This window comes from Pseudomonas bubulae, assembly GCF_900618535.1.
GTDB classification, from domain to species: domain Bacteria; phylum Pseudomonadota; class Gammaproteobacteria; order Pseudomonadales; family Pseudomonadaceae; genus Aquipseudomonas; species Aquipseudomonas bubulae.
On record NZ_UYJA01000005.1, the window covers coordinates 538951 to 564972 of the forward strand.

General features: G+C 58.8%; 25 protein-coding genes and 1 pseudogene. 7 read left to right on the plus strand and 19 right to left on the minus strand.

Translation table 11 applies throughout. The features are described from left to right. The first annotated feature begins 35 nt into the window (after positions 1-35). Both lpoB and PPTH39_RS19775 read left to right on the plus strand, forming a co-directional pair. Entirely contained in the window at positions 36-623 is a 588-nt protein-coding gene (gene lpoB, locus PPTH39_RS19770) for a penicillin-binding protein activator LpoB (protein ID WP_095000687.1), read from the plus strand. 3 nt (positions 624-626) lie between these two features. After that, positions 627-1373 (plus strand): penicillin-binding protein activator LpoB, encoded by a 747-nt coding sequence (locus tag PPTH39_RS19775; protein ID WP_095024230.1) that lies wholly within the window; start codon positions 627-629, stop codon positions 1371-1373. Between the two features lie 38 nt (positions 1374-1411). Here PPTH39_RS19775 and PPTH39_RS19780 read toward each other — a convergent pair whose 3' ends face one another. The 5 genes from PPTH39_RS19780 to PPTH39_RS19800 form a co-directional block, all read right to left on the minus strand. Then, the gene (locus PPTH39_RS19780; protein WP_095000685.1) at positions 1412-2296 is read right to left on the minus strand and encodes a LysR family transcriptional regulator; all 885 of its coding nucleotides are present in this window, start codon (positions 2294-2296) and stop codon (positions 1412-1414) included. A 10-nt stretch (positions 2297-2306) separates the two neighbouring features. Then, the gene (locus tag PPTH39_RS19785; RefSeq protein WP_232527664.1) at positions 2307-2996 is read right to left on the minus strand and encodes a cysteine hydrolase family protein; all 690 of its coding nucleotides are present in this window, start codon (positions 2994-2996) and stop codon (positions 2307-2309) included. 121 nt (positions 2997-3117) lie between these two features. Beyond that, positions 3118-3750, minus strand: coding sequence for a LysE family transporter (locus PPTH39_RS19790; protein WP_095000684.1), 633 nt, complete (start codon positions 3748-3750; stop codon positions 3118-3120). A gap of 100 nt (positions 3751-3850) precedes the next feature. Further along, the gene (locus PPTH39_RS19795; RefSeq protein ID WP_095000683.1) at positions 3851-4408 is read right to left on the minus strand and encodes a mechanosensitive ion channel family protein; all 558 of its coding nucleotides are present in this window, start codon (positions 4406-4408) and stop codon (positions 3851-3853) included. Then, positions 4408-6318 carry an ATP-binding cassette domain-containing protein gene (locus tag PPTH39_RS19800; RefSeq protein ID WP_130872336.1) on the minus strand — a complete coding sequence of 637 codons (1911 nt, stop codon included), beginning with the start codon at positions 6316-6318 and terminating at the stop codon, positions 4408-4410. Before PPTH39_RS19800 ends, PPTH39_RS19795 begins: the two co-directional genes overlap by 1 nt. 50 nt (positions 6319-6368) lie before the next feature. Here PPTH39_RS19800 and PPTH39_RS19805 point away from each other — a divergent pair, with 50 nt between their 5' ends. Beyond that, positions 6369-6833, plus strand: coding sequence for a TIGR02444 family protein (locus PPTH39_RS19805; RefSeq protein WP_095000681.1), 465 nt, complete (start codon positions 6369-6371; stop codon positions 6831-6833). On the opposite strand, the gene PPTH39_RS19810 is transcribed toward PPTH39_RS19805, so the two are convergent. Continuing rightward, positions 6830-7714: an AlgP family protein gene (locus tag PPTH39_RS19810; RefSeq protein WP_130872337.1), complete on the minus strand. Its 885-nt coding sequence runs from the start codon at positions 7712-7714 to the stop codon at positions 6830-6832. The genes PPTH39_RS19805 and PPTH39_RS19810 overlap by 4 nt on opposite strands. Before the next feature lie 248 nt (positions 7715-7962). On the opposite strand from PPTH39_RS19810, the gene PPTH39_RS19820 reads away from it, so the two are divergent. Next, on the plus strand, positions 7963-8628 hold the full coding sequence (locus PPTH39_RS19820) for an FKBP-type peptidyl-prolyl cis-trans isomerase (protein ID WP_130872338.1): 666 nt from the start codon (positions 7963-7965) through the stop codon (positions 8626-8628). A gap of 59 nt (positions 8629-8687) precedes the next feature. Here the strand turns inward: PPTH39_RS19820 and rsd are convergent, their stop codons facing one another. The 8 genes and pseudogenes from rsd to PPTH39_RS19860 form a co-directional block, all read right to left on the minus strand. Beyond that, positions 8688-9158 (minus strand): sigma D regulator, encoded by a 471-nt coding sequence (gene rsd / locus PPTH39_RS19825; protein ID WP_095017807.1) that lies wholly within the window; start codon positions 9156-9158, stop codon positions 8688-8690. A gap of 190 nt (positions 9159-9348) precedes the next feature. Further along, complete coding sequence (locus PPTH39_RS19830; protein ID WP_095017808.1) at positions 9349-9876, minus strand: disulfide bond formation protein B; 528 nt, start codon at positions 9874-9876, stop codon at positions 9349-9351. A 220-nt stretch (positions 9877-10096) separates the two neighbouring features. Further along, positions 10097-11338: a heme biosynthesis protein HemY gene (locus tag PPTH39_RS19835; RefSeq protein ID WP_095000675.1), complete on the minus strand. Its 1242-nt coding sequence runs from the start codon at positions 11336-11338 to the stop codon at positions 10097-10099. Further along, complete coding sequence (locus PPTH39_RS19840) at positions 11335-12462, minus strand: uroporphyrinogen-III C-methyltransferase (RefSeq protein ID WP_095000674.1); 1128 nt, start codon at positions 12460-12462, stop codon at positions 11335-11337. Before PPTH39_RS19840 ends, PPTH39_RS19835 begins: the two co-directional genes overlap by 4 nt. Positions 12463-12478: 16 nt before the next feature. After that, positions 12479-13246, minus strand: a complete 768-nt coding sequence (locus PPTH39_RS19845) for a uroporphyrinogen-III synthase (RefSeq protein WP_095020091.1) — start codon at positions 13244-13246, stop codon at positions 12479-12481. After that, positions 13243-14184 (minus strand): hydroxymethylbilane synthase, encoded by a 942-nt coding sequence (hemC, locus tag PPTH39_RS19850; protein ID WP_095000672.1) that lies wholly within the window; start codon positions 14182-14184, stop codon positions 13243-13245. The genes PPTH39_RS19845 and hemC overlap by 4 nt, the downstream gene beginning before the upstream one ends. 126 nt (positions 14185-14310) lie before the next feature. Further along, positions 14311-15057: a LytR/AlgR family response regulator transcription factor gene (locus PPTH39_RS19855; RefSeq protein WP_095000671.1), complete on the minus strand. Its 747-nt coding sequence runs from the start codon at positions 15055-15057 to the stop codon at positions 14311-14313. Further along, positions 15054-15185 (minus strand): annotated as a pseudogene (locus PPTH39_RS19860) (sensor histidine kinase); the annotation flags it as partial. The pseudogene PPTH39_RS19860 and the gene PPTH39_RS19855, both read right to left, overlap by 4 nt. A gap of 257 nt (positions 15186-15442) precedes the next feature. Between PPTH39_RS19860 and argH the strand changes: the two are divergent. Next, complete coding sequence (argH, locus tag PPTH39_RS19865; protein WP_095000670.1) at positions 15443-16837, plus strand: argininosuccinate lyase; 1395 nt, start codon at positions 15443-15445, stop codon at positions 16835-16837. Between the two features lie 143 nt (positions 16838-16980). Here the strand turns inward: argH and PPTH39_RS19870 are convergent, their stop codons facing one another. Beyond that, entirely contained in the window at positions 16981-17640 is a 660-nt protein-coding gene (locus PPTH39_RS19870) for a glutathione S-transferase family protein (protein ID WP_095000669.1), read from the minus strand. A 125-nt stretch (positions 17641-17765) separates the two neighbouring features. On the opposite strand from PPTH39_RS19870, the gene PPTH39_RS19875 reads away from it, so the two are divergent. Next, positions 17766-18050 carry a hypothetical protein gene (locus tag PPTH39_RS19875; RefSeq protein WP_016782995.1) on the plus strand — a complete coding sequence of 95 codons (285 nt, stop codon included), beginning with the start codon at positions 17766-17768 and terminating at the stop codon, positions 18048-18050. A gap of 7 nt (positions 18051-18057) precedes the next feature. Here PPTH39_RS19875 and dibA read toward each other — a convergent pair whose 3' ends face one another. Further along, on the minus strand, positions 18058-19980 hold the full coding sequence (dibA, locus tag PPTH39_RS19880) for a phosphodiesterase DibA (protein ID WP_130872339.1): 1923 nt from the start codon (positions 19978-19980) through the stop codon (positions 18058-18060). Positions 19981-20129: 149 nt separating this feature from the next. Here dibA and desA point away from each other — a divergent pair, with 149 nt between their 5' ends. Beyond that, positions 20130-21314: a delta-9 fatty acid desaturase DesA gene (desA, locus tag PPTH39_RS19885; RefSeq protein ID WP_165446538.1), complete on the plus strand. Its 1185-nt coding sequence runs from the start codon at positions 20130-20132 to the stop codon at positions 21312-21314. A 79-nt stretch (positions 21315-21393) separates the two neighbouring features. On the opposite strand, the gene PPTH39_RS19890 is transcribed toward desA, so the two are convergent. The 3 genes from PPTH39_RS19890 to gabD form a co-directional block, all read right to left on the minus strand. Beyond that, positions 21394-22635: an HDOD domain-containing protein gene (locus PPTH39_RS19890; RefSeq protein WP_130872340.1), complete on the minus strand. Its 1242-nt coding sequence runs from the start codon at positions 22633-22635 to the stop codon at positions 21394-21396. A 145-nt stretch (positions 22636-22780) separates the two neighbouring features. Beyond that, on the minus strand, positions 22781-24064 hold the full coding sequence (gene gabT, locus PPTH39_RS19895; protein WP_130872341.1) for a 4-aminobutyrate--2-oxoglutarate transaminase: 1284 nt from the start codon (positions 24062-24064) through the stop codon (positions 22781-22783). Positions 24065-24241: 177 nt separating this feature from the next. Continuing rightward, positions 24242-25684, minus strand: coding sequence for an NADP-dependent succinate-semialdehyde dehydrogenase (gabD, locus tag PPTH39_RS19900; protein WP_095000664.1), 1443 nt, complete (start codon positions 25682-25684; stop codon positions 24242-24244). Positions 25685-26022: the final 338 nt, after the last annotated feature.

The following is a 26022-nucleotide window of genomic DNA, read 5'->3' on the forward strand; positions in this document are numbered from 1 at the left end:
GCCTGTAGCCTTTGTCACACCTGGAGAGCTATTCCATGCTTGCACGCACTTCATTACTCGCCCTTATGCTGATTCTGATCAGCGGGTGTTCCAACACTTCGCCAGTCATCGGCGGCAAAAACATAACTTATGGCGACACCAAGGCTGTGGAACTGATCACCAATGAGTTTGGCTCGACTGACCTGCAGATGATCGCCGAAAGCATGACACGTTCCCTTGCTCAGTCCGGCATTCTTCAGGGAAGGCCGGTGGTACAGGTCTACGATGTGAAAAACAAAACCAGCGAGTACATCGATACCCGCCAGATAACCACGTCGATAAAAACCCAACTGATGAAAACTGGCACCGTTCGTTTTGCGAGCGACAACACCGACATGCAAAGCCAGGTCGACCAACTTCAGTTGCAAAACCAAAGCGGCCTGTACAAAAAAACGACGATCAGCAAGACCGGCAACATGATCGCAGCCAAATACCGCCTCGAAGGCTCCATCACCTCGATTGTGAAGCGCAGCAAGGACTTCAAAGATGTTTTCTACACATTCAACCTGCAACTGGTCGATCTCGAAAGCGGCCTGGCGGAATGGATGGACGAAAAAGAAATCCGCAAAACAACGGAGCGCTAAGCGATGCGTATCTGGATATGCGTTATCAGCCTGCTCTGTATCTGGGAAGTTCAAGCTGCCCCCAAAATAGCCGTGACCGACCTGGCTTATGAGACCCGCGTACAGCAATACGTCCAGTCAACCACTGCACGTAACCGTTTTCAGTCCGGCCCGTACAACGCCAATGGCTCGGCGAGCTACCAAACGTACGAGAACCGCAACAGCTACATCCAGCAAAACGAGTTGCGCAATTTCAGTGGCGATATCAAAGGAAAGATTCTCAAATCCGGGTTGTTCCGACTGGTGCAGGCCACGCCTTACAAAGCCAGCGACAAAACGGATGTTTATGACGTCATCAAGCGCATAAAGGCCGGTCATTTCAAAGGCGCCGACTACGTTCTGTTTGGCACGGTGTCTGACATTGATTTCACCCGGGACCTCAACGCACTGGCCAATACCAGGAGTTATTCGGCGATACTGGGGTTGACGCTGGTTGCTGACTTCAGCCTGATCAACACCCGTACCCTTGAGGTCACCTCAGCATTCACTGCCATGGGTAAAGGGGAGGACATCAAACTGACAAACCGCCACGATCTCAGAGTGTCCCTTAACCGGCCCCAGGTTATACGCGACGTAGCCGCAACCCTTGGCGAGGACGTGGTACGGCAACTACAAGAGCAACTGACAGGCATTGCACCTCAGCCGCCAAAGAGCGCGCCAGCACCACTCAACAGACTACCCGAGGATGAAGCTGCGGTGATTCTGCGCTGAGCCCTGAGCACAAGCCAGTTGTCGCTCAACAGCTGAGATCAGACCGACGTGTAATGCTGAGCCATGAACTCGACAAAAACACGCACTTTGGGGGCCAGAAGGCGGGCGTGCGGATAGAGGGCAAAGTAATGACGCTGGCCTGCGTTGTAGTCGGGAAGAATCTGTACCAACTGGCCGCTTTGCAAGTTCTGTTGCACCGTCGCCCGTGTGAACGCGGCAATGCCCAGACCGGCCAACGCGGCGCTGTGGAGGGAGGTAATGGTGTCGGTTTTGAAACGTCCGTTGAGCGCCACCACCACGGTATCAGCCCGCGCCGAATTCAACCGCCACTCATTGCTCCCCGTAAAACCGAGTAACTGATGGGTAGCCAGCTCGTCGACCTGGCGTGGCAAGCCTTGGCGACTGACATAACCGGGTGCAGCCACCAGAATCAGATCGGATACGGTCAGTTTCTTGGCCACCAGCGAGGAGTCTTCCAGGGGGCCGCTGATGCGCAGTGCAAGGTCGAAGCGCTCAGCCACCAGATCAACAAAACGGTCCTCGCAGGACAGGTCTACCCGGATCTTGGGGTAGCGTTGCTGGAACCCGGGCAACCAATTGCCCAACTCCAGCGTCCCGATCACCAAAGGCACGCTGATACGCAGAGTCCCTGACGGTTCGCTGCCATCGTCGGCAACAGCCAACGCCGCTTGGTCGAGCCGCTGCAAAATGTCGAGGCAGGCCGCGTGATAGCGCTCCCCTGCCTCAGTCAGGCTCAAGTGCCGGGTTGTGCGGTTGATCAACCGCACACCGAGTTGTGCCTCCAGATGCTGTAAATGCCGGGACAATGTCGAAGACGTGGTTTCCCATTGCTCGGCTGCTGCCGAAAATCCACGATTCTCGACGATGCAGCAAAACGCCCGCATGGCCAGCAACTGATTCATCGATTGAGCTTCACTTTAGAGGCAATTTAACGATCTGCGCCGTAGTCATGACGTCGCCAAAGGTGTCTTCGACTGAAGCCAGGGCTGCGCGGTGCAGGCTATTTGCATCAATGCTCGAGCCGTCTGCCCGGGTAATACTGCGGGTAGCGGAAGCATCAGATGCTACCACGACCTGGTACCCCAGCGGCGCAGCGTCCCGAGCGCCGCCGGCCACGCAGGCATGGGTCATCAGGCCGGCAATAATTACCGTCTTGATGCCTTTTTCCTTCAGCAGGCGGTCCAGTTCAGTGCTGCCAAAAACGCTCACGGTGGTTTTTTGCAACACCGTATCACCCGCGCGAGGCAGCATCTGCGGGTGGAATTTCACACCTTCGCCGTCCAGCGCAAAAACCGCTGAGCCCGCCGGGGCGATATGCTGAATCTGATAAACCGGAATCCTGGCCTTGTCCGCGAATGCAATAAGCTCGCGAGCCTTGTTGAGTGCCTTCTGGCCGTCCGGGATCGGCAACCGGCCGGTGAAGTACTCCTGCTGAAAATCAATCACCAGTAAAGCCGTAGAGGCCGGGTCAAGACGATCAATCGGAACAGCGCCAGACATGGCACGGATAGTGGGGTTGGGATTGACGGCAGGCTCAGCCGCGATGGCTGAAGTTGCCGCCAGACTCAGACAGGCGAGCAATGAGGACAGTAGTTTGGGCATTGTAAAAGTCATATGAACCTCTGGTTTGGAATGATGCAACGGAGGGTAAAAGTCTAAAAAGACCGATACCTCGCAACAACGCCAGGGCGCGCATATGACTTATGCGCTTTTTGCACAGATTTCAGTTTGTAGCGCGATGCAACGTCGCCAGAAAACCCGCCGCGCCAACAAACAGACCGGCAAAGGTGCGGTTCATCCGGCGCTGTTGTTGCGGCGTACGCAGCAGACGCAGGACCTTGGACGCCAACCCTGTGTAACCGGCCATGACGATCAGGTCGACGCAGATCATGGTCACGCCCAACGTCAGGTATTGGGACACCAGCGGCGCTGCCGGGTTTACGAACTGCGGCAGCACCGCGAGCATGAACACCAGCGCCTTGGGGTTGCTGACGTTGACCAGAAAGCCGCGAAATACGAGAGCCAGCGGCTTGCCGATGGGACGCACGGCGGCGTCATCGCTCAGATCAGCCGGCAGGGCACGCCACTGTTTGACGGCGAGGTAAACAAGGTAAGCCACGCCGAACCATTTGATGGCATAGAAAGCGGTAGACGAGGCTGCAAGGATGGCGCCGACACCGGCTGCGACAATGGCGATTTGCAACGCCAGGCCCAGTTGCAGGCCCAGGGCATTCCAGTAACCGCGCCAGAAACCATACTGCAGACCGCACGACATCGAAGCAATCGCGCCAGCGCCGGGGGACAGGCTGATCACCCAACAGGCAGCAAAAAAGGCCAACCACGTTTCCAACGACATCGCACACCTCGGACAAGATCTGTAACAAGTCCCTTAAGCTAATGCGTTGGTTGAAAATTGACCACAAATTTCTGAGGGTAGTTTTGACTCTGCGGGAGCGTTACAGGTCGCTTTCTCGCCAGCGGCGTACCGAGCGCTGGAAGAACAGACTGTTGGGGACTTGCACCATGCTGCTACCACTGCCCGATTCAGCGGGCTCGATCAGCGTGGTGTAAAGCAGATTGATGGCCACCACACGACCTTTGACGCCGGGCTTGTCCAGCGTGTCGAGCAACTCCACCACGTCGCCAATGCGAAACGGCCCCACAGTAAAGATCAACACTGCACACAGCAGATTGGAAAGCACGCTCCACATGGCGAAGAAGGCAATCGCCGCCACCGCCACAAAGCCCGACAGCGCCGTCCACAACACGGTGGCCGAAACCCCCAGACGCTCCAGCACGACGATCACTGCGCTGCCCATGATGAACCAGCGCAAGCCGCCGCGCAGCGGCATCATCAGCTGTGGCGGGAACGGATAACGCTCGCCCAGCCGCGTCAGGAAGCGCGCCACGACACGTTGGGAGAAGTAACCCGCCAACAGAATCAGCAAAATCTGCACACCGATCCACAGCGGTGCGATCAGTTCGGCGGGCACTGGCAAGTGCAGGGCTTCCATCAGGACAGGGCTTCCAGTTCTGCTTGCATGGACTCAAGCAATTCCAGCGCTTCCATCCACCGCTCTTCCAGCTGGCTTTCGAGCACTTTGAGCTTGGCCTGTTCCGCCAGCAGATCACGCAATTCATCTTTGCGCGCAGCTTCGTAAACGGCACTGTCGCCCAGGCTGGTTTCGATTTTCGCCAGCTTTTCGTTGACCTTGCCCAGCTCGCTCTCAAGCTTGTCAGCTTCGCGTTTATGCGGTGCCAGCTGCTGACGCAACGCTGCAGCGGCCTGACGTTGAGCCTTTTTATCGGTCTTGTCAGGGTTGACCAGCGTGGTGCTGACCGGCGCATTGCGCAAACGGTAGTCGGCCAGCCAGCGCGCGTAGTCTTCGAGGTCGCCGTCAAACTCCTGAACCTTGCCATCGGCAACCAGCAGGAACTCATCCGTAGTGCTCTTGAGCAGATGGCGATCGTGGGACACCACCAGCACCGCGCCGCTGAACTCTTGCAGAGCCATGGTCAGCGCCAGACGCATTTCCAGATCGAGGTGGTTGGTCGGTTCGTCGAGCAGCAACAGATTCGGGCGGCCCCAGGCTATCAACGCCAGCGCCAGACGGGCTTTTTCGCCACCGGAGAAGTTCAGTACCGGCTCGTCGATCCGCGCACCCCGGAAGTCGAAACCACCGAGGAAGTCGCGCAGGGTCTGTTCGCGCTCGATCGGCGCCAGACGCTGCATATGCAGCAACGGGCTGGCCTTGGAATCCAGTGAGTCGAGCTGATGTTGGGCAAAATAGCCAACCACCAGATTCTCGCCACGGGCCAACCGACCCGACAGTGGCTCCAACTCGCCTGCGAGGTTTTTGATCAGGGTCGACTTACCCGCGCCGTTTGGCCCGAGCAAGCCAATACGGGCGCCCGGAACCAGTTGCAGCTTGACCTTCTCGAGGATGGTTTTGTCGCCATAACCCAGGCGCGCATCGGACAAGTCGAGCAACGGGCTGGAGAGCTTGACCGCTTCGCGGAACACGAAGTCGAACGGCGAATCCACATGGGCCGCGCTCAGCTCTTCCATACGCTCAAGGGCCTTGATCCGGCTCTGCGCCTGACGGGCCTTGGTGGCCTGGGCCTTGAAGCGGGCGATATAGCTTTCCATGTGCGCACGTTGCGCCTGTTGCTTTTCGTAGGCCTGTTGCTGCTGGGCCAGACGTTCGGCACGGGCACGCTCAAATGCGCTGTAACCACCGCGATACAGGGTGATTTTGCGCTGATCGACGTGGGCAATGTTGTCGACCACGGCATCCAGGAAGTCCCGATCGTGAGAGATCAGCAGCAAGGTGCCAGGGTAATTCTTGAGGAAGTCTTCAAGCCAGAGAATGGCGTCGAGATCCAGGTGGTTGGTCGGTTCATCGAGCAACAAAAGATCCGACGGGCACATCAGGGCCTGAGCCAGGTTCAGGCGCATCCGCCAGCCACCGGAAAAATCGGCAACCGGGCGATCCATCTGTTCGTTGGTAAAGCCCAGTCCGGCGAGCATTTTGCGCGCCCGTGCATCGGCGGTGTAGCCGTCGGCGCTGTCCAGCTCGGAGTGCAGGCGCGCTTGCGCAGCACCGTCCTCGTCAGCTTCGGCCCTGGCCAGATCGGCCTGCACCTGGCGCAATCGCTGGTCGCCATCGAGCACATAGTCGATCGCAATGCGGTCGAGGGTGTCGATTTCCTGGCGCATATGGGCGATCCGCCAGTCGGCCGGGAGCAGACAATCCCCGGAATCAGGCGTCAACTCACCCAGCAGCAAGGCGAACAAAGTGGATTTACCGGCGCCATTGGCGCCGACCAGACCGGCTTTGTGGCCGGCGTGCAGGGTCAGCTCGGCGTCTTCTAGCAGACGTTGCGGGCCACGCTGTAAAGTCAGGTTCTGAAGTCGGATCATAATGGCGGCGGAGTCTACCAGCTTCCCTCTCAACTGGCGCGAATTGCACTATGCAGACTGACCTGTGGAATTACTGTTTGAACCTCTATGCCCGACCTGGGGTGGAGCAGGCCTGCCTGCAATTGCAGGACCAGGGTGTGGATGTGTGTGTGCTGCTGTGTGCAGCCTGGCTTGAGGAGCGCGGCGTGGCCTTCGACAAGGCGCGCCTTGGGCAACTGAATGCCTGTGCCGGACCCTGGCAGCACGAAGTGGTTCAGCCGTTGCGACAACTGCGAACACGCTGGCGCGAAGCAGCCGCGCACGACGATGCACTGGCGACGCTGCGCGTGCAGGTCAAGGCATTGGAGCTGGAGGCCGAACGGATGTTGTTGCGGCGCCTGGAATCCGTGACTCAGGGCTGGTCGAAAACGCAATCGCAGGATACCTGCGCCTGGCTGCAGAAGATGACGGTCGATGCCGGTCACCCTGATTGCGACGCGCTGCATACGCTGCGCGTCGCAATCAATCGCGCTTAAGAAGCGCTGGCTGGGGTCGTAGCCGAGTTTGTAGCGGTTACCGGAGTTGACGCCGGGGTTGTAGCGGGTGCCGCGGCGGCGGACGTCACGGCGGGCTTGGCCGGAGCCGCGGCCGGTTTGGCAGCTGCTGGCCTTCTTGCGGCAGGCTTGGCTGCTGCAGGTTTAGCCGCTGCGGGTTTTGCCGCAGGCTTGGCCGCTGCAGGTTTAGCTGCAGGTTTAGCTGCAGGTTTGGCCGCCGCTTTTACCGGGGCTTTTGCTGGTACTGGTTTGGCCGCTGCGGGTTTGGCGGTCGGTTTTGCCGCAGCCGTTTTGGACACTGCCGGCTTGGCCGCTACGGTTTTTGCAGCAACTGGCTTGGTCGCAGGCTTAGCCGCCGCTACTTTGCCGGCAGGCTTGGCAGCTGCTTTGGCCGGTGCTTTGGCCGGAGCCTTGGCAACCCCTTTGGCAGCCGGTTTTTTCGCTGCCGCTGCAGGCTTGGCATCGCGACTCGACAAAGCCTTGCCAACAGCCTCTTTGACTCGACCGATACCTTGGGCCAACTTCAGGCTTTCTTGAGCATCACGTTTGAGTTGCAGAATATAAGTGCGCGTTTCGCTTTGACGGTCTTTGAGTGAGTCGAGCAGTTGCTCGAGCTCTTTGACCCCAGACTTGGCCTTGGCCTGAGCCTTGGATTTTCCGGCGTTGGCGGCGTCTTGCAGTTTTGCACGTGACTTGTGCAGTTTTTCCTGCGCTTTACCGCGCTGCTTTTCAAGCTTGGCGAGCAGTTTCTCAGCATCAGCCAACGCTTGGGAGCAAGCGTTTTCCAAATGCTCAAGCAGACTGCCTGAGAGCTGTTGGAGCAAGTGCAACGGCGTATTTACGGGCTTCTTATTGGCCGACATGGTTTACCTCCTGGCTGAAGTGAGTGCGGCTCATACTAGACCTCTGCAACTACCGCCGCTAGGGCATGTTGACACTAAGGATAGCTGCACGTTGCATGACGTCGAAAAACTTGTGCTGGATCAATCTTTAACGGCCAAGCCAGCTAAATTCAAAGAGTGCCCAAACGTCTTTTAGCCCCTTCGAATTAAAACATCGGCGCCGCTCGGGCGCTGGCATAATCGCTCGCACATCACGCCGGAGAACCCCCATGCCGCGTTACATGTTTTGGATGTTGTTGTGCCTTGCGCCTGTGGCTGACGCAGCCCCCTCTCCCTCCCCCGACGACGCCCGCGATCTGGCCTACAGCATGGGCGCCAGCCTGGGCGAACGCTTGCGCCAGGAAGTCCCCGAGCTTCAAATCCAGGCACTGATCGAGGGCCTGCACACCGCCTACCAAGGCAAACCGCTGGCCCTGACGGATGAGCGCATCGGCCAGATTCTGGCGCAGCATCAGGCTCAAACAGATCCCGGGCAGGCCTCGTCAGGCATCAACGCCGCCCTGAGCGCTGAAGAAGTTTTTTTGCTGGTCGAAAAACAGCAACCCCAGGCTCGCCAACTGGCCGACGGCATCATCCTGACCGAACTAAAACCCGGCAAAGGCGCCAAGCCCGGCCCACAGGATTCGGTGTATGTGAGCTATGTGGGCCTACTGCCCGATGGCACCGTGTTCGACCATAGCACCCAACCACAATGGTTTCGCCTGGGCAGCGTAATCGCCGGCTGGCGCAGTGCATTGGTACAGATGCCGGTGGGTGCGAAATGGCGGCTGGCGATACCTTCAAGCCAAGCTTACGGCACCCAGGGGGCCGGGGATCTGATTGCCCCCAATACACCACTGGTGTTTGAAATCGAACTGTTCGCTACCCGAAAGTAACCGTCCCGGAAATAAAAAACGGCGCGCCATTGCGCACCGTTTTTTAAATGGATTGTTGCTTAAGCCTGAGCGGCTTCTTTCTGCTTGTGCGCGCTGTGCAGCACTTCGATCAAGCAGTCTTCAAGCTCAAAACGCTCATCAAGCAGAGCGCCCAAAACCTTGATCTCTTCTGCCAGCTTGTCACAGTCAGGGCGATGGGCCTTACCATCACAATGATCGTTGAAAGCCAGGGCGGCCTCGGTAATCACGTTGATACGCGGGTAGATGGTCTCTGCCAGGGCAAGCCCGCGCTCGTCATTGAAGGCCTTGGCCTCCTGATTCAGCTGCTCGTAAATCTCGAAATGGCCTGCGGACACATAATCGACCAGCAGCTGGCAAAACTCTTTTTGAGGCCCGCGTTTGGGATTGTTTTGCTGCTCCAGCAGAGCCGCATAAGCCTTCACAAGTTTACGGCGCTCAAGCAACCAGCGGTCTACCAGTTGGTGGACGCCGTTGAATCGTTCCTGAGCACTCTCGCATCTTTCGAGCATGATGATCTCTCTTCCCTTGTGGGCCCATGCCACCCGACATCAGCCAGGCCTGTGTGAACCAAAACCTGCACGATTGCACGGGCATTGGGCGGCATAACTCCGTGATACGTGCGGGCCAGATTATGCCCGCTTGCCAACTGCTTCAAGGTACCCACGAGAGAAAATTCATACAAGTGTTTAATCCCAAGTGCTACTTCACGTCGCAGTCACGGGGTAATTTGTCCCTGGCAATCGAGCGACTGATCTGAAAGATGGCAAGAACAAGCAGCCCGATAAAGGCCAGCAAGCTCAACTCGGGAATGCTCAAGTCAAAGATGGTCCAGTGAATATGTGTGCAGTCCTCACTGCCACGATAAATCATCGAAATGATTTCACTCGGCGACATGTCGCGCCAGATGCAGGCCAGCTCTGGCTGACAGAGCATCAGTTGATCTGGCGCCAGCTCTTGCAGCCATACCTGCCTCAAGGCACTCGCCGCGCCACCCAGCGCGAACAACATGGAGGCAAGGGAGTAACACAACATGCCAAAACCTTTGGGGCCATGGGCAAAAGCCACCAGGTTGACGAGGCAGAAATCCAGCAAGAAAAAACGCTGAACCTGACATAGCGAACAAGGCTTGAGCCCGGGCCCGTACTCGAGATAAAAAGTGCCGCCCATTACCAAGGCGCCTACTACAAAGGCTAAAAAGAAAATAAAACGTGAAGCTGCCAAGAACATGGCTTTTCCATGACAAAAGAGACAGTTGGTTACGGTAGATGAAAGCCATTAGCCCTTTCAAGGTGACCCTAAGCGGATAGTTCTCGAAGAAACCAAGGAAACCCCAACAGAAACACTAAGCCTTTAGAACAAATCATGTAGGAAAAGGCAGATTGCCCCTCGCTCGCTCAATACTGCAGGCAGCCCCACGTGTGCCGAAACACACGCCAGGCTGGCCTCTTCACAGGGTCGTGGCAGTGACTGGCAAGGGGGATGCGAGCAAACGCTCATCCAGCAAATTCAGCCCTTCCTGAAAAAGCTGATTACTGCGCCCCGTATCTCCCAACTGGGCCAGCAGTCGTGCCAGCTCGGCACAGGTTTCGGGGTTGCGCTCCACCTTGAGGCTGCTTTCAAGGTAATCCCGCGCTTTGCCCCACAAGCTGTTTTGCAGGCACAGGCGACCCAGGGTCAACAGCAGGCTGGCATCGCCGGGATGGCTCTTGAGCCAGCCTTCAGCGGCCTGCAACTGCTTCACCGGGTCACTGCCGCGCAGCAGGCCATAGAGGCGCACAAGATGGCTGTCATAACTGCGCTTGAGCGCCCCGCGCAAGACTTCTTCGGCTTCAGTTTGCGCGCCCAGCTGGCGCAATTGCTCGGCATAGGCCAGCACGAGCGCGGGCTCCTGGCGCTGGGCCGAGGTAAGCTGTTGCCAGGCGCGTTGAAGTGACTGCAACCCGGCCTCGCCTTCGCTTTCACGCTGGGCCGCCAGGCTCAGATTCTGCCCCCAGGCCCGTCGTTCCAGCTCGGCCAGCTCCTTGGGCGGCAATACCTTGTCCTTGCGCAGCTCTGGCAACAGGCGAATCAACGCCGTCCAGTCGCCACGCTGCTGGTGCAGACGCTGCAGCTGGCGCAACACCTGAACATTGTGTGGATGGCGCTCATGCATGGCCTGCAAGGTCACCAGCGCGCCCTCGGTGTCAGCACGGTCCACCTGCAACTGGGCATGGCTCAGGGCAATGGCCAGTTCGGCCTGAGGCTGGCGTTCCAGCGCTCGCTCCAGCAGGTTGTCGCTTTCTTCGTAGTGCCCCTGCTCGTTGGCCGCTCGTGCAGCCCCCAGGTAGTAGAGCAATGGCTGCGGCTCGGCTTCGGCGGCACGGGCCAGATGCTTCTGTGCGCTGGCCCAGCGGCCCTCGGCAAGGTCCATCTGGCCTTGCTCGATGGCGATCTGCACTCGACGGCTGCGGTTGCGCCGCGACCACGGGTTGACCAGCCCTGTAGAAGCCGTCACCAGCTCCACCAGCAGCTTGACTCCCCACACCAGCAGCCACAGGACGGCCAGCAGCGCGAGCGTTGCCCAGACACTGGATTCGTAACGGAAATTTTTATAGGCGATCAGCACATAGCCCGCATCTTCAGCAATTGCCAGGCCGATGCAGGCCGCAGCTGCAATCAACAAGAACACAATCACGTAGAAGCGCTTCATGGAAGTGCCTCCTGCGCCGGGCTGGCAGCCGCTTTGACCGGCTCTTGCGCACGCACATGCCGACGCTCAAGGTAGGCCTGTACCGCGCTCAAGGCAGCCGCAAGGTCCGGGGTTTTTACCGTAACCGGCTGCTTGCCGAGTTCAATCACTTGCTCGAGGATTTTTTTGCTCTGCGGGTTATCCGCATTGAAGTTGCCCTTGAGCACATCTTGCGCCTGCGCCAGGGCCTGGGTGTAAACCGACTCCTGGCCATTGAGCGCCGCCCACTGGGCTTGCTCCAGCGCCAGGCTCAAGGCCAGGCGAACCTGGGTCAGGCTTTGGCCAGCCAACAGGGGGCGCACATTTTTGTCGGCATTGAAGTCGATGCGGATGTAGTGCGAGATCTCCTCCCACCACCGGGACCAACGGCTCGCGCCATCGCCATCAGCGGTGAGGCTGGCCAGCGAGTCACCCTGGTTCTGATAGGCCGGGGCCAGCGCACTGAGTTGCGCCACTTGATCACGCAAGGCCGCCAACTGCAAAAACAGTCCGGTGCGGTCCGGTTGCTCAACACTGCGCAATGCAGTCAGGCTTTTGGCCAGTTGCTCACGAGCGGCGAATGAACCCGGATCGTTCTGCTCGCGCAAAATCGCGTCCGCGCCCTGTACCAGTGCCTGGGCGCTGGTGACGTCTTGCAGGGCCGACAAGCGCAAGGTGGCAAGACGCAACAAGTGCTCGGCCTCGGCCAGGCGCCAGTCTTTGCGGCTTTCGCCCAGCACGGTTTCCAGGCGCTGGTTCAGGCGCTGCTGATCGCCTTGCAGCTGCACGACCAATTGGCGCTGATTATCCAGTTCACTGGCCGAAGGCAGTTGGTTGAGCCGCGCCAGCAGCTTCTGCTCGCCCTGCTTGATCGAAAGCGTTTGCGCGGCCAGGGCCGGTACGTCGCTCAACTGCTCTGCGGTGGCAGCTTGCAGTTGACGCACCTGCCATACCCCCCAGCCGCCGACAGCAACACCGGCGGCGCCGAGCAACAGGGCGAAAACCGCCAGGCCATTGCCTCGACCCTGTGGTGCAGGTTCGGTTTTTTTAGCCGGCGCTTCTGGCGCGGGCTGCACGTGTTCTTTGGACAAGACTGTTTCGCTCACGAATCCATCCTTTGCATTAGAAAGCAGGTGCGGGATGCTCCCGCAGCGCCGCCAGCAAAGCCGTGGCGCTTGCACCACGACAATCCACAACATGTTGCGCCCCGGCGCTGCGAGCCAGCTCAGCAACCCGCGGGCTTGGAACAAACAACGGCAGGCACCCAAGCATGGGCCAGGAATCGCCTGCCATCTGCCGTAAATGTTCAAAACCCTGCCCACTGCTGACCACCAGCGCGTTCAGGCGTTCCACTTCAACCCGCCGGGACAGGGTTGCAGGCGGGTATGACGGCAGTACGCGGCGGTAGACTTCAAGGTAGTCGACCTGCGCGCCAATGCTGCGCAGACGATCCGCGAGCAACTCGCGACCACCCTCCCCACGCAGGATCAACACGCTGGGCTGATCCCCCCCCACTGCAGACTTGAACTCGGGCATCGCCAGCAGCGCCTCGCTGTCATCACCCCGTTGAGGGTAGCTAACATCGAGGCCGTAATCGGCGAGAATCTGCGCCGTCGCGGCGCCAACGCTAAACCACTTCTGCCGGGGCGCATGCGGCCAGTACTGGCTGACCAGCTCAAGCCCCAGGCGCGCCGCAGGTTTGCTGACCACAATCACTGCGCAATACCGGTCAAGACCCGCAATCAGCGCACGCTGAGCCTCAGTCATGGTCAACGGGCTGATCGCCAGCAGTGGCAAGCTGCTGCTATATATCCCGGCAGCCGCCAGCTCAGCGGCCAGCGCGGCCGATTCCTCGGCTGGCCGGGTCAGCAGCAAGCGCCAGCCTGTCACTCGTGACCTGCCTCACCATAAACGGCTTTGAGAATATCCCCAGCCCCTTGGGCCAGCAGAGCCTCAGCCACTTGCACACCCAACTCACTGGCGTGTGCACGCGGCGCACGGGCGTCGGCACTGAGCAACACACCGCCACTCGGCTCGCCGACCAGGCCGCGCAGCCAGATTTGCTCGCCTTCAAGCACGGCATAACAGGCAATCGGCACTTGGCAGCCACCGTTGAGATGCTTGTTCAGCGCACGCTCGGCCGTAACGCGCACGGCCGTATCGGCGTGATGCAAAGGCGTCAGCAGGGCATGGATTTCGGGATCTGCGCTGCGGCATTCGATACCCACTGCGCCTTGGCCACCGGCTGGCAAGCTGTCTTCGATGCTGATGGGTGATGTGATGCGCTGTTCAAAACCGAGGCGAATCAGGCCGGCAGCCGCGAGGATAATGGCGTCGTATTCACCTGCATCGAGCTTGGCCAGACGGGTATTGACGTTGCCACGCAGAAAGCGGATTTGCAGGTCCGGACGGCGAGTCAGCAACTGGGCCTGACGGCGCAGGCTCGACGTGCCGACAATGCTGCCCTGAGGCAAATCGTCGAGGCTGGCATAGGTGTTGGAAACGAAGGCGTCACGCGGATCTTCGCGCTCGCAAATGCAAAACAGACCCAGGCCTTCAGGGAAGTCCATCGGTACGTCTTTCATGGAGTGCACGGCGATGTCTGCTTCGTTTTCGAGCAGGGCTGTTTCCAGCTCCTTGACGAAGAGCCCCTTGCCGCCAATTTTCGACAGCGGCGAGTCCAGCAGCTTGTCACCACGGCTGACCATGGGCACCAGCGTCACCAAAATACCGGGGTGAGCCTGCTCTAAACGGGCTTTAACGTATTCGGCCTGCCAAAGAGCCAGGGCGCTTTTACGGGTAGCGATGCGGATTTCGCGAGAGGACATGGATCAATCCGTACTGAAAAGATACGGCTGATAATAACAGCTCAGCCAAAACAGCTTTGACTTGTATCAGAAAGTCCTCGGCCTCCCTGGCCCAAAAACGGCGTATCCACGCCTTTTGAGCACGAATTACAGTTGCTGCATCATCTTGCGAACACCCGCCACATGCCTGCGGCTCACAATCAGCGCATCCCCGTTCAGGCCGCGCAGGAACAGCTGGAAATGCCCAAGGGGCGTGCGTTGCAAGCGCTCGATGCGGTCTCGGGCCACCAGTGCATTACGGTGAATACGCACAAAGCGTTCACCAAACTCGTCTTCGAGTGCCTTGAGCGGCTCGTCGAGCAGAACTTCACCGCCAGCGTGACGCAATGTCACGTATTTATGGTCAGCGATAAAGTAGATCACCTGGTCGATAGGGATCAGCTCAATGCCTTTTCGGGTTCTGGCACTGATATGACTGCGTGGGCCACTGCCGGTTTGCGCGGCAGGCCGGGTGAGTGCAGCCAGCTGGATGCGGTTGGGCCGGTGCGCCTCTTTCAGGGCAGCACGCAGGGCATCTGCGGTGACCGGCTTGAGCACATAGCTGACACCGCTCTCTTGCAGGGCCTGTACGGAAAACTCGTCAGGCGCCACGCAAAACACCACCGAAGGCGGTAGCTCGCGCTCGCACAATTTGGCTGCAACCTGCAACCCGTCGAGGCCTGGCAGGCGGATATCGAGCAAAACGACATCCGGTTTCAGGCTTTCGATCAGGTTAAGTGCCTCTTCGCCATTAGTGGCGCCAGGCTCCAGCAACGTATAGCCCCCGAGCGTGCTGAGCAAATGGCTCAAATGCTCGCGGGCCAGGGTTTCGTCATCAACGATCAGGACATTCATATAGCGCTGTATTCCTGCGTGAGTCTCGCACAAGGATAGCGTAGACAGGTGATGTGACGACTGTCACGGCGATCCACGCTAAGACTAGCGCGAAGGCCAAAAAGTGCCGCAAACCTCACAGCAATATTCACCTGCCTCGATTGCTCGATTTAATACCGGATACGTCTGGCAATCTACAAAGACCTGCTATGACTGATCCATACGACCAACTGTAGACGGTTGCAAAGGCTAAAGTATTCAAACGATACATTTCCTTTCGGAAATTTATTTATACCGCACTTCACACAAAAACCTGCCGAGCTGCGTCAACGCCATGAATGGCAACCCTGTTATGATTCGCGGTAACTATTTGTGTAACTCCCCTCAGCCGATTACGAGCGAATCCATGAGCACCGACAAGACCAATCAGTCCTGGGGCGGCCGCTTCAGTGAACCCGTCGACGCCTTCGTTGCGCGTTTCACCGCCTCCGTCACTTTCGACCAGCGCCTTTATCGCCATGACATCATGGGCTCCGTGGCTCACGCCACGATGCTGGCCAAGGTCGGCGTGCTGACCGATGCCGAACGCGACAGCATCATCGACGGCCTCAAAACCATCCAGAGCGAAATCGAAGCCGGTACGTTTGACTGGCGCATCGATCTGGAAGACGTGCACATGAACATCGAGGCGCGTCTGACCGACCGCATCGGCGTGACCGGCAAAAAACTGCACACCGGCCGTAGCCGTAATGACCAGGTTGCGACCGATATCCGCCTGTGGCTACGTGACGAAATCGATCTGATCCTGGCCGAGATCACCCGCCTGCAAAAAGGCCTGCTGGAACAGGCAGAGCGTGAAGCCGAGACCATCATGCCCGGCTTTACCCACCTGCAGACCGCACAGCCGGTAACATTTGGTCACCATATGCTGGCCTGGTTCGAGATGCTCAGCCGCGATTACGAGCGCCTGGTCGACTGCCGCAAACGCACCAACCGCATGCCTCTGGGCAGCGCCGCACTGGCGGGCACCACCTACCCGATCGACCGCGAATTCACCGCACAACTGCTGGGCTTTGACGCCGTGGGCGGCAACTCGCTGGACAACGTCTCCGATCGCGACTTCGCCATCGAATTCTGCGCCGCCGCCAGCATCGCGATGATGCACTTGTCGCGCTTCTCCGAAGAGCTGGTGCTATGGACCAGCGCGCAATTCCAGTTTATCGACCTGCCCGATCGCTTCTGCACCGGCAGCTCGATCATGCCGCAAAAGAAAAACCCCGACGTGCCGGAATTGGTACGTGGCAAAAGCGGCCGTGTATTCGGTGCGCTGATGGGCCTGCTGACCCTGATGAAAGGCCAGCCATTGGCCTACAACAAGGATAACCAGGAAGACAAGGAACCCCTGTTCGACGCCGCCGACACCTTGCGCGACTCGCTGCGCGCCTTTGCCGACATGATCCCGGCGATCAAGCCCAAGCACGCGATCATGCGTGAAGCGGCGCTGCGTGGTTTCTCCACCGCGACCGATCTGGCCGACTACCTGGTGCGCCGTGGCCTGCCGTTCCGTGACTGCCACGAAATCGTCGGCCACGCTGTGAAGTACGGCGTTGAAACCGGCAAGGACCTGGCGGAAATGAGCCTCGAAGAACTGCGTCAGTTCAGCGATCAGATCGAAGACGATGTGTTTGCCGTACTGACCCTTGAAGGTTCGGTCAATGCCCGTGATCACATCGGCGGCACTGCGCCGGCGCAGGTGAAAGCGGCAGTAGTTCGCGGCAAGGCGCTGCTGGCCAGCCGTTAAACCTCAAAGCGGCGCCCCTGTGGGAGCGAGCCTGCTGGCGAAAGGTGTTATGGATAACGCGTTTTGCTGAATAAACGCGATGTTCTTGAGACCTTCGCGAGCAGGCTCGCTCCCACAATAGGGGGCGACACCCTGTGTACTGGTTATTTCTTGCTGCTGATCCACGCCAGAAACTGCGGCATGGCGGCGTCCTTGTCCGCGGCGATTTTCTGCACGTGCGGGTTTTGCTGCAGACGCTCCAGCAATGCCTTGGCACCCGGCATGTCGGCCAGCAGGTCGAGACCAAACACCTTGTGTGCGACGCCACAGGCCAGATCAACGCTGAAGGCGAAGTAGATATCCGCCACGCTCAGGGTCTCGCCCGCGACATAAGGCGCGAACTTGCCGTGACGGCCCAGGGAGGCGATACCGTCGAGCAGCTCGGTGCGGGCCTTTTCCTTGATCGCGTCGGGCACTTGCATGCCGAAAAACGCCTCGGGGTAACAGGCGCGGGCAGGCAACTCGATATACAGCTCGATTTCCTTGGCCAGTGCCAACACCTGCGCACGCTCAAACGGATCCACTGGTAGCAGCCTGAGGCCCGATTGGGTTTGCTCGATATATTCCAGGATCACGCTGGTTTCGTTGATAAACCCTTGTTCAACGCCCAGTGCCGGGACTTTGCCGCGGGGGCTGATGGCCAGCGCCTCAGGGGTCTTGCCAGCGAAAAACGGCACTTCTTCAAAGGGCACGCCCTTTTCCAGCAGCGCCAGCTTGACCATGTTGTAGTAGTTGCTGACTGCGAATCCATAAAGCTTGAGCATTACAAAGCCTCCAGGCCGTGTTGGGGTTGGCAGCAGCTGTTATAGAGCTTCGCCATCAGGCTGGCTAGCAGCATCAGCATCCTGAATACCGTTAGACTGCCAACCTTTACCCAAGGAGCCTGCCCATGAGCGAGCCAACCGATATCGACAACGAAGAAGAAGAGTTCGCCGAATCCACCCTGATTCAGGCGATTGAAAACCAGATTGAAAGCGACAACCCGCCTGCTGCCAAAGCCACGTTCAACAAACTGACCCTGGTCGGCTACGAGCGCGACGATATTCTGCAGATGATGGCCCATGTGTTGGCCGTGGAGATTGACGCGATCCTCGAAGAAGACCGCGCCTTTAACACTGAGTGGTACGAAGCCGCACTGCGCGCGCTGCCGACCCTGCCGCCAGAAAAGGACTAAGCCCGGTTCAGGGGCGAATTGCCGGCGCCCGCTGCCAGTCCAGATCCTTGGCAGGCATCGGACGCCCAAACCAGTAGCCCTGGCCCAGGTTGCAGTCAAGGTCGAGCAGGAACTGCGCCTGCTCAACCTGCTCTATCCCTTCGGCATGCACCTCCAGGCCCATGCTTTGACCCAGTGCGATAACCGCTCGCACGATCGCCACATCATCATTGTCCCCAGGCAAGCCGGCGACAAAGCCCTGATCGATTTTCAGCTTCTGCACAGGCAGGCGCTTGAGTCGCAGCAAAGATGAAAAACCGGTGCCGAAATCATCGATGGCCAGGCGCAAACCCAGCACCCGCAGACGATGCATCTGCTCCAGGGCCACTTGCGAGTTGTCCATCACCGCACTTTCGGTCACTTCAAGCTCCAGCAAGGCCGGATCCAGCCCGGTGTCTGCCAGTACCGTTGAAACCAGCGAAAACAGCTCGGGACGGGCAAACAGTCGGCTGGAAATATTCACCGCCACAAACGACAGTTCCACACCTGCAGCCTGCCACTGAACCATCTGCCAACAGGCTTGTTCCAGCACCCAGGCGTCAATCTCGGCGATCAACCCGGTACGTTCCGCAATCGGGATGAACTCACCCGGTGACAACAGCCCCCGCAGCGGGTGCTCCCAGCGCACCAGTGCTTCAACGCCAATCAGGCGGCTGGTTTTAAGGTTGTGCACCGGCTGGTAGTACACGCGCAGCTCGTGCTGCTCCAGGGCGCGGCGCAGATCGCTGGCCACCTCAACCCGGTATTGGGCATGGGCCGTCAGCTCCTCGGTGTACAAGGCATAACCCTCGCGTCCCGAACTTTTGGCCTTGAACAAAGCCGAGTCGGCATTGCGCAGCAATTGCTCGGCGTTCAGAGCATCGCCTGGAAACACGCTGATGCCGACGCTGGCGCTGATAAACAGTTGATGCCTGTCGACATCGAACGGGCCTTTCATGACCTCCAGCACCTGCTGCGCAAGCCCGGCGGCCTGGCTCGCGTGCTCACAGCTGTCGACCAGCACGGCGAACTCATCACCGCCCAGCCGAGCCACGGTAAAGCCTTTGCCGAACACCCTGAGCAAACGCTCGGCCACCGCCTTGAGCAGCAGGTCACCGACGTTGTGGCCCAGGCTGTCATTGATGATCTTGAAGTGATCGAGGTCGATCATCAGCAGAGCACAGCCGGTCTGGTGGCGTTGCGCAGAAGCCAGCGCCTGCTCGGTGCGGTCGGTGAACAGCAGACGGTTGGGCAGGTCAGTCAGGGGATCATGGTGAACCAGACGTGCGAGCTCGGTCTGGGAGTTCTTGATCGCGGAGATATCCGAAAAAACCGCGACATAGTGACTGACCTGGCCTTTGTCATCGGTAATCGAGCGCACGGTCTGCCACTGCGGGTAGACCTCGCCGCTTTTGCGCCGGTTCCAGATTTCGCCGTGCCACTCGCCGCGCTCATCGATCGTCTTGAACATTGCCTGATAAAACGCGGGGCCGTGGCGACCCGACTTGAACATGTTCGGGCGTCGGCCAAGCACCTCTTCGGCCGGGTAGCCGGTTATTTCAACCAAGGCACGGTTGACGTGAACGATCACCCCGCGGCTGTCGCTGACCAGCACCCCTTCACGGGTGCAGTCAAACACCACCGCTGCCTGACGCAAGCGCTCCCTATCCTGAAGCTGGCGCTTCACACCGGGGTTCATCCCCAAAAAATCGAACAAACGGGCCCGGGCGAAAAAAATCAGTACGGCGCTGAACAGGGCAAAAACATAGCCATTTACCTGCTGCCACCGCACCAACTGTGCTGAATCATCGAAATAACTGTTCAATAAATGATCAGTCACCAGCAGCCAGAAAACCGCTAGCAGCCCGTATAACAAGGCCGTACGCAAGGCATCGCGAGAAGAAACAGACATAAGAAAGTTAATGCGCCTACAAAAAAGTGGGAATTATAGTGTAAGAAACATCCGGGCACTCTTATCTGAAAGGCCGACTGGTTTTATCTGGCTGCATGGTGATAATGCGTGTTGCAGTTTTTTTCATCTTCCCGAGGGCCAAACAGCCTATGTGGTACAACGGTTTTCTCGACTTGTCAGCCTGGCAACTGGTGGCAGTCACTCTGTTGATGACCCACGTGACCATTATCGGTGTCACGGTTTATCTACACCGCTACTCAGCCCACCGCTCGCTTGAGCTCAATGGTGGCCTGAAACACTTTTTCCGCTTCTGGCTGTGGCTGACCACCGCGCAGAATACCCGTGAGTGGACAGCCATCCACCGCAAGCACCACGCCAAATGCGAAACCGTCGATGACCCGCACAGCCCGGTTATCAAAGGGTTATCGACCGTTTTGCGAAAAGGTGCAGAGCTGTATCGTGAAGAAGCGCAAAATCCTGAAACATTGCGTATTTATGGCAAAAACTGCCCTGAAGACTGGATTGAGCGAAACCTTTATTCGCGTTACAAAATGCTCGGCGTGGCGCTCATGCTGGTCATCGACCTGTTGCTGTTCGGTGCTATCGGCCTGACTATCTGGGCCATCCAGATGATGTGGATCCCGGTGTGGGCGGCAGGTGTGGTCAACGGTTTGGGTCACGCGGTGGGTTATCGCAACTTCGAATGCCGCGACGCAGCCACCAATCTGGTGCCTTGGGGCATCATCATTGGCGGTGAAGAGCTGCACAACAACCACCACACCTACCCCAACTCGGCCAAGATGTCGGTCAAGAAGTGGGAGTTCGACCTGGGTTGGGCCTGGATCAAGGTCTTCAGCTTTTTGCGCCTGGCCAAGGTTCAGCGTGTTGCGCCTATCGCCCACCGGGTGGAAGGCAAGGGCAATCTGGATATGGACACCGCCATGGCGATCCTCAACAACCGTTTCCAGATCATGGCCCAGTACCGCAAGCTGGTGATTGCACCGCTGGTGCAGCAAGAGCTGGCCAAGGTCGATCATTCGGTGCGTCATCAGTTCCGCCGCGCCAAGCGTCTGCTGTCGCGCGAAACCAGCCTGCTTGAAGACCGCCACCATCAGCGTATTGAAAAGATGCTGGAGCATAGCCACTCACTGAAAGTGATTTACGAGAAGCGGCTGGCCCTGCAACAGATCTGGGTCAAAACCAGCACCAACGGTCACGACATGCTGGCGGCGATCAAGGAATGGGTTCACGAGGCAGAAGCCAGCGGGATCCAGTCGCTGCGCGACTTTGCCCACCAGCTCAAGACCTACTCGCTGCGCCCTGCAGCGGTTTAAGAGCAAGCGCCCTCACCCCAACCCTCTCCCGGAGGGAGAGGGGGCTGATCTTCAATGTGACGAAAATCCGCTTTTGCCTTTAGTCCCCTCTCCCTCCGGGAGAGGGTGAGGGGCTCTTGATCAATTGCGAAAGCTGCGACATACCCACCCGCAACAAGCGCGCCGTCTTCCCGCCGGCCACCTCGGCAATCCCCTCTTCCGACTCCAGATTGGCCACTTGCGCCGCCAGGTTCATCACCAGCGCTTCTCGCGAGTACACCCCGCCACCCAGGTGATACATCGCCGCAATCAACTCCCGCAGCTCCAGCGGCAATCGCCAGCGCGTGCGCAAGGCTGAACCATAGGCTGCGCCAAACTCGGCCAGAGAGGCATCAATAGCCTGGGTATCCAGCCCCCCACCCGCCTGGCGCCACTCCTGCAAGCAACGCACCAAGGCCAGATCACCCAGACAGTGCAACAACCCGGCGCAGAAACAACGCTCCTGATCCAGATTCAACATGCCTGCCAATGTGCGGCCATAGTCTGCCGCGCGCTGGGACAACGCCCAGTAACGCTCGGCGTAGTCCGCCAGGCAAGGATCGCTCAACTGCGCGCTGTACTTGAGAGTAAGCCCCTGGACCAGGTTCACGCTTTGCGCAGGCCCCAGCCGCTGCATGGCTTGCGCAAGGGTCTGGGCCGGGCTCACAAGGTGCTGCGCCGCACTGTTGGCGGCCGCAATCAGCACCGCCGTAATTTGTGGATCGGCGCGTACTTGCTGCTCAAGCCGTGCCAGGTCCACCCCTTCAGGCGTGAGGCTGCCCTTGAGCGCCGATTGCGCATCCACTCTTAGCGGCGCGCCATCTGAAGACGCGCGGCGCTGCTCCAGAAAACGCTTGAGGGTCATGCCTGGCGCCAGTGCCGGTACGTCACACGAAATCTCTTGCCCCGCCGAGAGCAGCAGGCTCTTGAGGCGCCTGGTCAGGCCGGCAATATCCAAGGGTGTGGTCAGATAAGCCGTTGGCGCCAGCGGCAAGGCTTCGCGCACACTGGCGCTGTCATTGCGTGCACTCAACAAAATAAATGGCTGCGCTGCAACCGCGCGGCGTTGGCGCACAGTGCGCAACAGATCCAGACCACCTACACCCGGCAGCTCACGGTCAGCAATCACCAGGCCATAAGTTTTCCTGCCCAACTGCGCAAGCGCCTGCTGACCGTCGCCACAGACATCCAGTTGAGCGTCGCAACGTACCGTCAGCACCACTTGCTTGAGCAAATCCCGAGTCCAGGGATCGGCCTCGGCAATCAATACAGTGGGTGCTGCCATTAAATCTACAACCGTCATCCAGTTTGCTCCCCGTGCGATACAGGCACCTTAGTCAAAGGGCGCACGCGGATACAGGCCAAAACACCCAAATAGACGCTTCAGACGCAAAAAAACCGCCGAAGCGGTTTTTTTGTCTATCAGGTCACACCGTCAGGTGCGCAGCTCACGCCAGTTCAGCGAAGCACTCCTCGATGATGGCCAGACCTTTGTCCAATTGCTCGTTAGGCGAGGTCAGCGGTACCAGTACACGCAGGACGTTGCCGTAAGTGCCGCACGACAGCAGGATCAGACCCTTGTCGCGAGCCTTGGCAACCACTTGTGCCACTGCCGTCGGATTTGGCTTGTGCGAATCGCCGCCTTCGAACAGCTCGACCGCGATCATCGCGCCCAACGCACGCACATCACCGATCACCGGGTGCTTGGCCTGGATAGCCTTGAGGCCGGTTACCAGGCGCTCGCCGACTTCCTTGCAACGGTCCAGCAGGTGCTCTTCTTCAAACACATCCAGTACCGCCAGCGCTGCTGCGCAAGCAATCGGGCTACCGGCATAGGTGCCGCCCAGACCGCCTGGAGCGATGGCGTCCATGTACTCGGCCTTGCCGCACACACCGGCCAGCGGGAAGCCGCCAGCGATGGACTTGGCGAAGGTGGTCAGGTCGGCAGTGACGCCCATCTGTTCCATGGCGAAGAACGTGCCGGTACGGCCAGCGCCGGTTTGCACTTCGTCGGCGATCAGCAGGATGCCGTGCTTGTCGCACAGCTCGCGCAGACGGGCCATGAACGCTTTCGGCGCCACATAGAAACCACCTTCGCCCTGTACCGGCTCGATGATGATGGCAGCGATGTCTTTAGGCTCGGCGTCGTTCTTGAAAATGCGCTCGATGCTGGCGATGGAGTCATCCACGCTCACGCCATGCAGTTCGCACGGGTACAGCGCGCGGAAGATACCGCCTGGCATCAGACCCATGCCTGCCGAGTACGGTACGACTTTCCCGGTCAGGCCCAGGGTCATCATGGTACGGCCATGGTATGCGCCAGTGAAGGCGATCACGCCGGCACGGCCAGTTGCGGCACGAGCGATTTTCACGGCGTTTTCAACGGCTTCGGAACCGGTGGTGACCAACAGGGTTTTCTTGTCGAAATTGCCCGGGACCTTGGCGTTGATCTTTTCGCACAGCTCGACGTAAGGCTCGTAAGCCAGTACCTGGAAGCAGGTGTGGGTCAGCTTGGTCAGTTGCTCTTGAACGGCGGCAATGATTTTCGGGTGCAGGTGACCGGTGTTCAGTACCGCGATACCGCCGGCGAAGTCGATGAACTCGCGGCCTTCAACGTCGGTAACGGTGGCGTTTTTTGCCGACTCGGCGAAGATCGGGTGGATCTGGCCAACACCGCGCGGAACAGCGGCTTCACGGCGTTTCATCAGGGATGCGTTGGTCTTGTTGCTCATGGTGTTCCTCATTCGCCGCTGATCAAGCGGCGTGGTTCAAGGCTGACGCGCCAGGCAGACACCCATGCCAGCATGCGATGATCGACTGGCATGGCGCTCCCGGCCACAAAAATTAACAGTTTGAAACGCAGGGGAAGCATCGCTCTCGTGCCCCCTCTGCTTGAACCACCCGCCGGGTTAGATGCCCAGGCAGAGATATTTGATTTCCAGGTAGTCTTCGATGCCGTACTTGGAGCCTTCACGGCCCAGGCCCGACGCCTTGATCCCGCCAAACGGCGCGACTTCGTTGGAGATCAGGCCAGTGTTGACGCCCACCATGCCGTACTCCAGGGCTTCAGCCACACGGAATACACGGCTCAGGTCGCGGGCATAGAAGTACGACGCCAGGCCGAACTCCGTATCGTTGGCCATCGCGATCACTTCAGCTTCGTCCTTGAAACGGAACAGCGGCGCCAGCGGGCCGAAGGTTTCTTCCTTCGCCACAGCGGCGTTTTTCGGCACGTTCACCAAAATGGTCGGCTCGAAGAAGCTGCCTTCCAGGCTGTTGCCGCCGGTCAGCAGGGTCGCGCCCTTGCTCAGTGCGTCAGCGATGTGCTCCTTGACCTTGGCCACGGCCTTGTCATCGATCAGGGGGCCTGTGGTGGTGCCTTCGTCCAGACCATTGCCGATCTTGAGCTTGGCCACCGCTACTTTCAGTTTTTCTGCGAATGCGTCGTAGACCGAGTCCTGAATGTACAGGCGGTTGGCACATACGCAGGTCTGACCGTTGTTGCGGTATTTGGAGATGATCGCGCCTTCTACGGCTTTATCCAGGTCCGCATCGTCGAACACGATAAAAGGTGCGTTGCCGCCCAGCTCCAGCGACACTTTCTTGATGTCCTTGGCGCATTCGGCCATCAACTGACGACCGATTTCGGTCGAGCCGGTGAAGGACAGCTTGCGCACGATCGGGTTGCTGGTCAGCTCGCCGCCGATATCGCCGGCACTGCCGGTTACAACGCTCAACACGCCTTTAGGGATGCCGGCACGGTGTGCCAGCTCAACCAGGGCCAGGGCCGAGAACGGGGTTTGCGAAGCTGGCTTGATCACCATGGTGCAACCGGCGGCCAGGGCCGGGCCGGCTTTACGGGTGATCATGGCTGCCGGGAAGTTCCACGGGGTAATGGCAGCGGTCACGCCGATCGGTTGTTTGATCACGATCAGACGTTTGTCCGGCTGGTGGCCCGGGATAACGTCGCCATAAATACGCTTGGCTTCTTCAGCAAACCACTCGATAAACGAAGCAGCGTAAACGATTTCGCCCTTGGCTTCGGCCAGTGGCTTGCCCTGCTCCAGGGTCATCAGGCGGCCGAGGTCGTCCTGGTTTTCGATCAGCAGCTCAAACCAGCGACGCAGCTTGGTTGCACGCTCTTTGGCGGTCAGGGCACGCCAGGCTGGCAACGCTTTGTCTGCGGCTTCAATGGCACGACGGGTTTCAACCGCGCCCATCTTTGGCACTGTGCCGATGATTTCACCGGTAGCCGGGTTGTTGACCTTGATGGTCTGGCCACCGTCCGCATCAACCCAGGCACCATCGATATAGGCTTGCTGGCGGAACAACTGTGCGTCTTTGAGCTGCATGTGGGCTTTCCTTAACAGCACCGCGCAGGCGCGGAGCGAATTATTAAAGTAGAAAGGCGCCGTGGAAGGCTGCCGTCAGGAAGTCATTCACTGCCAAAGTATCTAAATGACGCACAAAGAACATGCCGTGCGATTCAGCACCCAGACAAGAGCGTTTGAAATCTCAAACGAATCCTAGGGATAAAGGGGGTAAAGGACAATAGCCTGTTCGAAAAAAAGAACAAGCTGCCAGACTTCACCGTTTTATAGCCCGGCCCCCATTAATAGCCCATAACGCGTAAGGAAACACCTCACGAATCAGCGGCATGGACGACTGACACGCAGATGAGTATGATGGC

Excerpts from the sequence above, each read along its gene's own strand:
- lpoB (WP_095000687.1), top strand. The coding sequence starts at position 36 with ATGCTTGCACGCACTTCATTACTCGCCCTTATGCTGATTCTGATCAGC.
- PPTH39_RS19775 (WP_095024230.1), top strand. The coding sequence starts at position 627 with ATGCGTATCTGGATATGCGTTATCAGCCTGCTCTGTATCTGGGAAGTT.
- PPTH39_RS19780 (WP_095000685.1), bottom strand. The coding sequence starts at position 2,296 with ATGAATCAGTTGCTGGCCATGCGGGCGTTTTGCTGCATCGTCGAGAAT.
- PPTH39_RS19785 (WP_232527664.1), bottom strand. The coding sequence starts at position 2,996 with ATGCCCAAACTACTGTCCTCATTGCTCGCCTGTCTGAGTCTGGCGGCA.
- PPTH39_RS19790 (WP_095000684.1), bottom strand. The coding sequence starts at position 3,750 with ATGTCGTTGGAAACGTGGTTGGCCTTTTTTGCTGCCTGTTGGGTGATC.
- PPTH39_RS19795 (WP_095000683.1), bottom strand. The coding sequence starts at position 4,408 with ATGGAAGCCCTGCACTTGCCAGTGCCCGCCGAACTGATCGCACCGCTG.
- PPTH39_RS19800 (WP_130872336.1), bottom strand. The coding sequence starts at position 6,318 with ATGATCCGACTTCAGAACCTGACTTTACAGCGTGGCCCGCAACGTCTG.
- PPTH39_RS19805 (WP_095000681.1), top strand. The coding sequence starts at position 6,369 with ATGCAGACTGACCTGTGGAATTACTGTTTGAACCTCTATGCCCGACCT.
- PPTH39_RS19810 (WP_130872337.1), bottom strand. The coding sequence starts at position 7,714 with ATGTCGGCCAATAAGAAGCCCGTAAATACGCCGTTGCACTTGCTCCAA.
- PPTH39_RS19820 (WP_130872338.1), top strand. The coding sequence starts at position 7,963 with ATGCCGCGTTACATGTTTTGGATGTTGTTGTGCCTTGCGCCTGTGGCT.
- rsd (WP_095017807.1), bottom strand. The coding sequence starts at position 9,158 with ATGCTCGAAAGATGCGAGAGTGCTCAGGAACGATTCAACGGCGTCCAC.
- PPTH39_RS19830 (WP_095017808.1), bottom strand. The coding sequence starts at position 9,876 with ATGTTCTTGGCAGCTTCACGTTTTATTTTCTTTTTAGCCTTTGTAGTA.
- PPTH39_RS19835 (WP_095000675.1), bottom strand. The coding sequence starts at position 11,338 with ATGAAGCGCTTCTACGTGATTGTGTTCTTGTTGATTGCAGCTGCGGCC.
- hemC (WP_095000672.1), bottom strand. The coding sequence starts at position 14,184 with ATGTCCTCTCGCGAAATCCGCATCGCTACCCGTAAAAGCGCCCTGGCT.
- PPTH39_RS19855 (WP_095000671.1), bottom strand. The coding sequence starts at position 15,057 with ATGAATGTCCTGATCGTTGATGACGAAACCCTGGCCCGCGAGCATTTG.
- argH (WP_095000670.1), top strand. The coding sequence starts at position 15,443 with ATGAGCACCGACAAGACCAATCAGTCCTGGGGCGGCCGCTTCAGTGAA.
- PPTH39_RS19870 (WP_095000669.1), bottom strand. The coding sequence starts at position 17,640 with ATGCTCAAGCTTTATGGATTCGCAGTCAGCAACTACTACAACATGGTC.
- PPTH39_RS19875 (WP_016782995.1), top strand. The coding sequence starts at position 17,766 with ATGAGCGAGCCAACCGATATCGACAACGAAGAAGAAGAGTTCGCCGAA.
- dibA (WP_130872339.1), bottom strand. The coding sequence starts at position 19,980 with ATGTCTGTTTCTTCTCGCGATGCCTTGCGTACGGCCTTGTTATACGGG.
- desA (WP_165446538.1), top strand. The coding sequence starts at position 20,130 with ATGTGGTACAACGGTTTTCTCGACTTGTCAGCCTGGCAACTGGTGGCA.
- PPTH39_RS19890 (WP_130872340.1), bottom strand. The coding sequence starts at position 22,635 with ATGACGGTTGTAGATTTAATGGCAGCACCCACTGTATTGATTGCCGAG.
- gabT (WP_130872341.1), bottom strand. The coding sequence starts at position 24,064 with ATGAGCAACAAGACCAACGCATCCCTGATGAAACGCCGTGAAGCCGCT.
- gabD (WP_095000664.1), bottom strand. The coding sequence starts at position 25,684 with ATGCAGCTCAAAGACGCACAGTTGTTCCGCCAGCAAGCCTATATCGAT.